Origin of the sequence: Corynebacterium sp. NML180780 (assembly GCF_007786415.1) — a bacterium.
Classification (GTDB): Bacteria; Actinomycetota; Actinomycetes; order Mycobacteriales; family Mycobacteriaceae; genus Corynebacterium; species Corynebacterium gottingense.
This window is the reverse complement of the sequence record NZ_VNKN01000006.1, coordinates 166,984-176,003: the sequence shown is the minus strand read 5'-3', so window position 1 is coordinate 176,003 and position 9,020 is coordinate 166,984. Positions and strand designations below refer to the sequence as shown.

At 65.7% G+C, this 9,020-nt stretch carries 10 protein-coding genes; 7 read left to right on the top strand and 3 right to left on the bottom strand.

Annotation, left to right across the window (positions count from 1 at the left end; genetic code table 11):
* Positions 1–216 precede the first annotated feature (216 nt).
* Positions 217–930, bottom strand: coding sequence for a hypothetical protein (locus tag FPP74_RS05805; RefSeq protein WP_144717408.1), 714 nt, complete (start codon positions 928–930; stop codon positions 217–219).
* Between the two features lie 62 nt (positions 931–992).
* Here FPP74_RS05805 and FPP74_RS05800 point away from each other — a divergent pair, with 62 nt between their 5' ends.
* Together FPP74_RS05800 and FPP74_RS05795 are read left to right on the top strand one after the other, a co-directional pair.
* Positions 993–1,472 carry a methylated-DNA--[protein]-cysteine S-methyltransferase gene (locus tag FPP74_RS05800; protein WP_095535345.1) on the top strand — a complete coding sequence of 160 codons (480 nt, stop codon included), beginning with the start codon at positions 993–995 and terminating at the stop codon, positions 1,470–1,472.
* Positions 1,465–2,247, top strand: a complete 783-nt coding sequence (locus FPP74_RS05795; protein WP_095555725.1) for a fructosamine kinase family protein — start codon at positions 1,465–1,467, stop codon at positions 2,245–2,247. Before FPP74_RS05800 ends, FPP74_RS05795 begins: the two co-directional genes overlap by 8 nt.
* Here the strand turns inward: FPP74_RS05795 and nadE are convergent.
* Positions 2,244–3,089, bottom strand: a complete 846-nt coding sequence (gene nadE, locus FPP74_RS05790) for an ammonia-dependent NAD(+) synthetase (RefSeq protein WP_095535347.1) — start codon at positions 3,087–3,089, stop codon at positions 2,244–2,246. The two genes, FPP74_RS05795 and nadE, sit on opposite strands and share 4 nt — an antisense overlap.
* Positions 3,090–3,115: 26 nt before the next feature.
* On the opposite strand from nadE, the gene FPP74_RS05785 reads away from it, so the two are divergent.
* The 5 genes from FPP74_RS05785 (at position 3,116) to nrdE (ending at position 8,147) form a co-directional block, all read left to right on the top strand.
* On the top strand, positions 3,116–4,492 hold the full coding sequence (locus FPP74_RS05785; protein WP_144717406.1) for a sugar porter family MFS transporter: 1,377 nt from the start codon (positions 3,116–3,118) through the stop codon (positions 4,490–4,492).
* Between the two features lie 107 nt (positions 4,493–4,599).
* Positions 4,600–4,722, top strand: a complete 123-nt coding sequence (gene ykgO / locus FPP74_RS05780) for a type B 50S ribosomal protein L36 (RefSeq protein WP_005511141.1) — start codon at positions 4,600–4,602, stop codon at positions 4,720–4,722.
* A gap of 311 nt (positions 4,723–5,033) precedes the next feature.
* Entirely contained in the window at positions 5,034–5,264 is a 231-nt protein-coding gene (gene nrdH, locus FPP74_RS05775; protein ID WP_095275361.1) for a glutaredoxin-like protein NrdH, read from the top strand.
* Positions 5,265–5,345: 81 nt separating this feature from the next.
* Positions 5,346–5,885 (top strand): class Ib ribonucleoside-diphosphate reductase assembly flavoprotein NrdI, encoded by a 540-nt coding sequence (nrdI, locus tag FPP74_RS05770; protein WP_144717404.1) that lies wholly within the window; start codon positions 5,346–5,348, stop codon positions 5,883–5,885.
* 81 nt (positions 5,886–5,966) lie between these two features.
* Complete coding sequence (nrdE, locus tag FPP74_RS05765) at positions 5,967–8,147, top strand: class 1b ribonucleoside-diphosphate reductase subunit alpha (protein ID WP_369825023.1); 2,181 nt, start codon at positions 5,967–5,969, stop codon at positions 8,145–8,147.
* Positions 8,148–8,243: 96 nt separating this feature from the next.
* On the opposite strand, the gene FPP74_RS05760 is transcribed toward nrdE, so the two are convergent.
* A complete protein-coding gene (locus FPP74_RS05760; RefSeq protein ID WP_095547458.1) occupies positions 8,244–8,957 on the bottom strand; it encodes a FadR/GntR family transcriptional regulator in 714 nt (237 codons plus the stop codon).
* Positions 8,958–9,020: the final 63 nt, after the last annotated feature.

The following is a 9,020-nucleotide window of genomic DNA, read 5'->3' as shown; positions in this document are numbered from 1 at the left end:
TGCGCTTGTACGGCATGCCTTCAAGAAACTTATCAACTGCTTGCTCCCGGATCTCACGGGGAAACCGAGCAGACATCGAAGAAACCTCTCCGCCCCTGAGGCACTCCAACTATTTGTCCGCGGTCCCGTTTGTCGCACCCTCGTCAAGCTGTTCTCGTCAACCTTGAGGTGCCGATTGTATGGGCGCAGCCGACGTAATCCCCACTGCCGGGCTGCCTACTGCGCAGCCTGGCGCATGCCCTCGAAGTAGGCGCTGCCGTCGGCCCCGGTGTAGCAAGCGCTCGAGTCCACCGGCCAGAGGCTGCGCGCCTGCTCGCACGTCCACTCGGAGGCGTAGGGGCCCATGGTGGCCCACTCCATGCTCGGCCCGCCCTGCTGCGGCGCGGGCTGGGCAGGAGCCTGCTGGGCAGGAGCCTGCTGGGCAGGAGCCTGCTCCGCTGGCGCCTCCTGCTGCGGAGCTTCTTGTACCGGCGCGGGTGCCGGCTCCGGTTCGGGCGCCTGCTGCTGGTTGCGCGCTTCCGCTGCGGCTGCCTCGGACGCTGCCGCCGCTGACTGCTCCGCCTCCTCGCGCGCCTGCGCGGAGCGGGACGCCTCTGCGGCTGCAGACTCGGAAGCTGCCGCTGCCGCGCTCGATTCGGATGCCGCTTGCTCTGCGGCTTCCTTGTCGGCCTGCTCCTTATCCATTCGGTCGCGTGCCGCGTCGAGCTCTTCCTGGTCAATAACGCCGTCGCCGTTCGCGTCATCAGCATCCACCAGCTTGTGGCTCAAGTCGCGCATGTCGGATTCGCAGCCGGCGTCGCCGTCGCACACGGTGGCGTCGATAGGCGGGTTTGTCCCCGCGATCGTCTCGGAAGAGGAATCGCTGCACCCCACGAGCGTCGCGGCTGATGCAACGAGGAGAAGAGTAATGCTTGCAAGTTTCTTGTGCATAACTTGGAGTTTATCGAATGCGCCCCCGGCGAGCAGGCCGTTTGCAGGCTACGGTGGGGCCCATGGACACGCTGCAGTTCCACCAGATCGATTCCCCAATTGGCCGCCTGGGCCTCGTCGTGACACCGAAGGGGTTGGCCAAGGTCCTCTTCGAGTGCGACGACATCGACGCCGAGCGCGACCGCGCCGACCGCCCCGCCGAAGTACCGCTGGCCGCCCAACAGCTCACGGAGTACTTCGCGGGCCACCGCACGAGCTTCACGCTCCCGCTGGACTTTCGCTTTGCGTCGGGGTTTCGCACCGAGGTCCTCCGGGAGCTCGCCCGCGTCCCCTTCGGCGCCACCACCACCTACAAGCAGCTCGCCGAGCAGGTGGGAAACCCCAACGCCGTGCGCGCGGTCGGCGGTGCCTGCGCGCACAACCCGCTGCCCATCGTCGTGCCCTGTCACCGGGTGCTGCGCGCAGACGGCGGTCTCGGCGGCTACCGTGGCGGCACCGACGCGAAACGTTACCTGCTGGACAAGGAGGGCATTGATGTCTAAGGGCTTTACCAAGCACGGCAGCGCCCCGGGGTCCGCCGCCTCCGAGGCGGCGGGGCTTCGCTGGCTGCGAGAGGGATCGAAGGCCGTGGTCGAGGTCCTTTCGCTTCACGACGCCACGAACACCCTCACCATCGAATCCGTCGAGCCCGCACGCCCAACTCGAGACGCTGCGCTACGCGCCGGCCGCGAGTTGGCTGCGATCCACGCCGCGGGTGCCCCGGCGTTCGGCGCCCCGCCGACCGGGTGGGAGGGGCCGAACTTCATCGGGCGCCTTGAGCAGGACTGCGTGCCGACGCACCACTGGGCCGAGTTCTACGTCAACCAACGCGTGCTACCGTTCGCGCGCTCGGCGCACGCCGTAGGCAACCTGGACGCGCACGGGCTCAGCGAGGTTGAGCGTGCCTGCGACGCGCTCCTGGCCGAGGACGAGGACGCCCCGCTCGCGCGCATCCACGGCGACCTGTGGGCGGGCAACCTCCTGTTTAGCCCGGAGGGGCCGAGGTTCATCGACCCGGCCGCCCACGGCGGGCACCCGCTGACGGACATCGCCATGCTGGAGCTCTTCGGTGCTCCGTACTTCGACGCGATCGTGGACGGGTACCTCGGCGCGGGCGGCACGCTTGGGCCAGGCTGGCGCGCCCGCATCCCGGTTCACCAGCTGCACCCGCTCGCGGTCCACGCCACCACCCACGGCCCGAGCTACGGCTCGGCGCTGGTCCGCGCCGCCCTCGACACCCTCGACGCCCTCGGCACAGGGGCCGGAAAGAGCAGCTAGCGCCACCAGTTCTCGGTCGGCCCCGGCGGCAGGTGGCGCTTGTGTTGGCCGACGCGCCAGAGGTGTTCCAGGCGCGCCGCGGTGTCGGCGGGCACCTGCTTGCCTTCCAGGTAATCGTCGATAAGCGAATAGCTCACGCCGAGCGCCTCCTCATCGGGCAGCGCCGGGCGATCCTCCTCCAGGTCCGCGGTGGGCACCTTCTCCCACAGGCGCGGGGCGGCGCCGAGGTGCTGGAGCAGCGCGGCGCCCTGGCGCTTGTTCAGGCCGGCGAGCGGGAGGAGGTCGGCCGCGCCGTCGCCGAACTTGGTGAAGAAGCCGGTGATGTTCTCCGCCGCGTGGTCGGTGCCAATGACCAGGAAGCCGCGCTCGCCAGCGATGGCGTACTGCGCCACCATGCGCAGCCGGGCCTTTACGTTGCCCTTGTTGAAGTCGCCGAGGCCGTCCACCCCAATGGCGGAGGCAACCTGCGCGTTGAGCGCGTCGGTGGCGGGCTTGATGTCCACGGTGACGGTCTCGTCGGGGCGGATGAACTGGAGCGCGAGCTGCGCGTCGTCCTCGTCGGCCTGCACGCCGTGCGGGAGGCGGACCGCGACGAACGTGGCCTCGGCGCCCTCGGCGCGACGCCGCTCCACCGCGAGCTGGGCGAGCCTGCCCGCAAGGGTGGAGTCCTGCCCGCCGGAGATGCCCAGTACGAAGCCGTTCGCGCCCGTGGCTGCGAGGTAGTCAACCAGGAAGTCAACGCGGCGCGACACCTCCTCCTCTGAATCGATCAAGGGGCGCACACCCAGGGCGTTTATGATGTCCTGCTGCAGGTTTTCGTCGTGTTCAGACATGACATCCATCGTAGCCGTCAGCCATATTGGGGGACATGGTTCACAACACTCGCGCACCACGTTACGTGCGCACCGTCGCCGCCACGGCCGCGCTCGGCGGCCTCCTGTTCGGCTACGACACCGGCGTGATGAGCGGCGCGCTGCTCTTTATCACCACTGAGTTTGGCATGTCTCCGGGGCAGGAGGGGCTGGTGACGTCCATGCTGCTCGTCGGCGCCGCCATTGGCGCCCTCGGCGGCGGCGCGGTTGCAGACGCGCTCGGCCGCCGCCGCACACTCATCGTCGGCGGCGCCCTCTTCGTCCTCGGCTCCGTCTGGTGCGCACTGGCCGGCGGCGTCGGGGCCCTCGCGGCGGCGCGCACCTTTCTCGGGGTCGCGGTCGGCGGTGTCTCAATCGTCACGCCCATGTACATCGCGGAGATGTCGCCGGCGAAGGTCCGCGGCAAGCTCGTCTCGCTGAACACGCTCATGATCGTGGTCGGCCAGCTCCTCGCGTACCTGGTCAACTCGGTGCTCGCGCACACGGGCAGCTGGCAGTGGATGCTCGGCCTCGCCGCCGTCCCGGGCGCCGCGCTGGCGGTCGGCATGCTCCTGTTGCCGGAAACCCCGCTGTGGCAGGCGCGTCGCGGGGCACGTCGGCAGGCGGAGGTGACTGCGGCGCGCGTCGGCATGGGCTCGGATGAGCTCGAGGAGCTCTTGCTTGACGACGCCCAGACGCGCCAGGCCGCCAGTGCCGGGGAATGGCGCACCCTGCGCCGAACCCCCTGGCTGCGCTCCACAGTCCTCGTCGCCGCGCTGCTCGGCGTGACGCAGCAGGTCACCGGCGTCAACGCGATCGTCTACTTCGCACCCACCATGATGGAGACCGTCGGGCTCTCCACCGAAAACGCCGTCTACACCTCCATCGTCATTGGCTTGGTGTCCGTGGTCGCGTGCTGGGTTGGCTTGCAGGTGGTGGACCGGATCGGCCGCACGCGCCTGCTGCTCATCGGTCTGGCGGGCAACGTGGTCTTCCTCGTCGCGCTCGCCGTGATGTTCCGTGCCGCGGAGGGGAATGCGGCCCTGGCGTGGGTGGCGCTCGCCTGCATGGCGGGGTTCATCGCCTCGCAGCAGGCCGCGGTCTCGCCGACGACATGGCTGCTCATCTCCGAGCTCGTGCCCCCACAGGTCCGCGGCGTGGGGATGGGCCTGGCCGGGCTCGCGTTGTGGGTGATGAACTGGGTGGTCGCCCAGTTCTTCCTCCCGCTTGTCGACGCCACCTCTGCCACCTTCACCTTCTGCCTCTTCGCGGTCTTCGGCGTGGTCGCCTCCGTCTTCGTGGCGCGCCGGGTCCCGGAGACGATGGGGCGCAGTCTTGACGACGTCGCCGCGGAGATGCGCCAGCGTTTTGGTGCTGGGCAGAAGAACGTGTAACCTTAATCGACGTGTCGCGACCCGGCACCGCGCAGCATGCTGGTAGCGTGCTGCGGCTGGGCATGAGGTCGCAGGTCAATGAAACCTCGAGAAGAAAGGAGCGCCCGATGAAGGTCCGCAAGTCGCTTCGGTCGCTGAAGAACAAGCCGGGCGCCCAGGTTGTACGCCGCCGCGGCAAGGTCTACGTGATCAACAAGAAGGAGCCGCGCTTCAAGGCTCGCCAGGGCTAGTTCACCGCCCGCCCAAACACCCCGCCACCAACCGGATTTCCGTCCGGCCGGTGGCGGGGTGTTGGCTTTTGTGAAATTAAATTGCACGGATGTAACCCGTTTGCTGGTGCGGGAGTGGTTATAGCGGACTACATGTGGGTAATTCCTGGGGCCTATCCTGGGAATACCAGCCCTGTAACTACTACATGTAGTATCACTTGCCAGAAATTGCCCCAAGGTATAGTGTTTCTTGGTGTTGCGCTGAGGTAGGAATCAGCGCCGAGGAAACCCCGTCATCTTCCCGTAAACGCGACAGAAAAGAGCTACAGGTTATGTCCATCACCGTGTACACGAAGCCCGCTTGCATGCAGTGCAAGGCAACCACCAAGGCCCTCGACAAGGCTGGTCTGGAATACTCCCTCGTCGACATCTCGGTGGACGAGGAGGCTCGTGATTACGTCATGGCGCTCGGCTACCTGCAGGCACCCATCGTCGAGGTGGACGGTGAGCACTGGTCCGGCTTCCGCCCGGATCGCATCCGCGGCCTGAAGCCCGCCGCCTAAGCGGCTCCGCGCGAGCCACACGGCGCGCCCTGGGCGGGGCGCGCATCCCACCACCTGCACAATTCAACACCTGGAGCGAGCATGCTTGTCGTGTATTTTTCCTCGACGACGGAGAATACGAAACGTTTCGTGGAAAAGGTCGGGTTGCCCAGCGCGCGGATCCCGCTGCGCAGGGCGGAGGCACCGCTCGAGGTGGACGAGCCCTTTGTGCTGGTGTGTCCGACGTACGGGGGAGGGGCGTCGATAAGCAATGCTCAATCACGGCCCGTGCCCAAGCAAGTCATCCGCTTCCTCAACAACCCGCGCAACCGGTCGCAGCTGCGCGGTGTGATCGCGGGTGGCAATTCGAACTTCGGCCCAGACTACTGCGTGGCTGGCGACATTATCGCGCGCAAGTGCAACGTCCCCTACCTCTACCGCTTCGAGCTGATGGGGACGTGGGACGACGTGGCACACGTGCGCGGCTCGCTGATCCACAACGCGGGGGCACTCGGGCTCACGCCGTTGAGCGAAAGGCAACAGGCGGCGATGGAGCCGCTTCCCGCGGATAATGGGGACCGGCTCGACGCGCTGCGCGCCAAGTACCAGGCGAAATACCGGCGCGATCCGCGCAGCGCCTAGTGCGCGCGCCCTGCGCCCGAGCGCAAGAAACCTCAAACTTGTAACCTAGAGATCCGACAAACGTGAATGAAAGGCTCTGCTGTGTCCACCTACGCTTCTGCTTCGGATAAGCACGGGAAAGTCGTCCCGGAACCGGTGAATACCACCGACCAGTTGGATTATCACGCGCTCAACGCGCTGCTGAACCTCTACGACGAGGACGGCCACATCCAGTTTGATAAGGACCGGGAAGCGGCCAATCAGTTCTTCCTCCAGCACGTGAACCAGAACACCGTGTACTTCCACGACCTGGAAGAGAAGATGAAGTACCTGGTGGACAACAAGTACTACGAGCCGCACGTCGTGGACGCCTACGACTGGGAATTTGTGAAGGAGACGTTCAAGCGCGCCTACGGTTTCAAGTTCCGCTTTAAGTCCTTCCTCGGCGCGTACAAGTACTACACCTCCTACACCCTGAAGACGTTTGACGGCCGCCGCTACCTCGAGCGCTTTGAGGATCGCGTGGCGATGACGGCGCTCTTCCTCGCCGACGGCGATGAGGAGCTCGCGTCCGCGCTCGTGGACGAGATCATGACCGGCCGCTTCCAGCCCGCCACCCCGACCTTCCTCAACGCCGGCAAGGCGCAGCGCGGCGAGCTCGTCTCCTGCTTCCTCCTGCGCATCGAGGACAACATGGAGTCCATCGGTCGCGCCATCAACTCCTCGCTGCAGCTGTCCAAGCGCGGCGGCGGCGTCGCCCTGCTGCTGAGCAACATCCGCGAGTCCGGCGCGCCGATCAAGCACATTGAGAACCAGTCTTCCGGGGTCATCCCCGTGATGAAGCTGCTGGAGGACTCCTTCTCCTACGCCAACCAGCTCGGTGCGCGCCAGGGCGCGGGCGCGGTGTACCTGAATGCGCACCACCCGGACATCATGAAGTTCCTGGACACCAAGCGCGAGAACGCGGACGAGAAGATCCGCATCAAGACCCTCTCGCTCGGCGTGGTCATCCCGGACATCACCTTCGAGCTGGCCAAGCGCAACGACGACATGTACCTGTTCAGCCCGTACGACGTCGAGCGGGTCTACGGCAAGCCCTTCGCCGACATCTCCGTGACCGAAAAGTACGAGGAGATGGTGGAGGACCCGCGCATCCGCAAGTCCAAGATCAACGCCCGCCAGTTCTTCCAGACGCTGGCGGAGATCCAGTTCGAGTCCGGCTACCCGTACATCATGTTCGAGGACACCGCGAACCGCGCGAACCCGGTGAAGACCGGCCGCATCAACATGTCCAACCTGTGCTCCGAGATCCTCCAGGTCAACTCCGCCTCCGAGCTCAATGAGGACCTGACCTACCAGGAGGTCGGCCACGACATTTCCTGCAACCTGGGCTCGCTGAACATCGCGATGACGATGGATTCGGACAACTTTGCCCGCACCATCGAGACCGCCATCCGCGGGCTGACCGCCGTGGCGGACAAGACGGCCATTAACTCCGTGCCGTCCGTGCGCGAGGGCAACGACGCCTCGCACGCCATCGGCCTTGGCCAGATGAACCTGCACGGCTACCTCGGCCGCGAGCACATCCACTACGGCTCCGAGGAGGCACTCGACTTCACCAACGCCTACTTCGCCGCCGTGATGTTCCAGGCAATCCGTGCGTCCCACAAGATCGCGGTGGAAAAGGGCCAGGCGTTCGCCGACTTTGACAAGTCCGAGTACGCCACCGGCGAATTCTTCGACCGCTACGACACGGCCGACTTCCAGCCCAAGACCGACAAGGTCAAGGCGCTTTTCGACGCTTCCAACATCGCCGCACCAACCGCGGAGGAGTGGCAGCAGCTGAAGCAGGACGTGGCGCGCGACGGCATCTACAACCGCTACCTGCAGGCGGTGCCGCCGACCGGCTCCATCTCCTACATCAACAACTCCACCTCGTCGATCCACCCGATCGCCTCCAAGATTGAGATCCGCAAGGAAGGCAAGATCGGCCGCGTCTACTACCCGGCGCCGCACATGGACAACGACAACCTGGAGTACTTCGAGGACGCGTACGAGATTGGCTACAAGGCCATCGTGGACACCTACTCAGTGGCGACCCGCTACGTGGACCAGGGCCTGTCGCTGACCATGTTCTTCAAGGACACGGTCACCACCCGCGACCTGAACCGCGCGCAGATCTACGCATGGACCAAGGGCATCAAGTCCCTGTACTACATCCGCCTGCGCCAAATGGCGCTGGAAGGCACCGAGGTCGAGGGCTGCGTGTCCTGCATGCTGTAGCCGGCAGAGCTGCCGCTGGCACACGACCGGGCCCCGACACGTAAAGAGGGCCTGCGCGCCGACTTCGGCGGGCAGGCCCCTTTTTGTACCTCTCTATTAGATCGCCAGGAAGGTTTTGATCCCGGTGAGCAGGTCGCGGGAGGCAGCTTCGGAGGCGGAGGCGTCGCCGTCGCTAATTGCCTTTGCCAGGTCGACATGGATGCGCATCGCGGGCACTGAGGGATCGTCCGGCATGATGCCGTAGCGCGTGCGACCTTCGAGCACGTGCATGATCGGTTCCGCCAAGGTGGAAAACATCTCGTTGCCAGATGCGTGCAGGATCAGCGTGTGGAACTCCTTGTCCGCGTCGAGGAATTCCTGCGTGTTGCCGGCGCCCGCCTCGGAAAGGTTGACCAGCAGCTCCGCGAGCTCGAGCAGGCGGGCCGATTGCGCAGGCGTTGCGTGGCTGGCGGCCAGCAGCGCGGCGACCGGCTCGACGGCGGTGCGCAGCTCGTTGAGCGACGTAATCTGCGCGGGGCGCTGCTCGGCGCACGAGAGGCGCCACTTGATCACGGACTGATCGAACACCGCCCAGTGCTCGGGCGGCAGTACCTTAATGCCTACGCGGCGTGATGAGGAGACGAGCCCCATCTGTTCGAGCGCGCGCATGACCTCGCGGGCAACGGTGCGAGAGATGCCGAACCTGGAGGATAAGTCCTGCAATGTAAAGGTGTATCCGGGTTCGAGGGCGCCGGAAATGATTTGCTCGCCGAGGGTGTCAAGGATCGACGTAAGCAGGGGCTCCGCCGAAGGTTCCTGGGGTGCGGCCATGGAATTCAACCTCATATGGTGGGAAAACGAGAAATAGAACTACCATTATCCTAGTCCTCAACG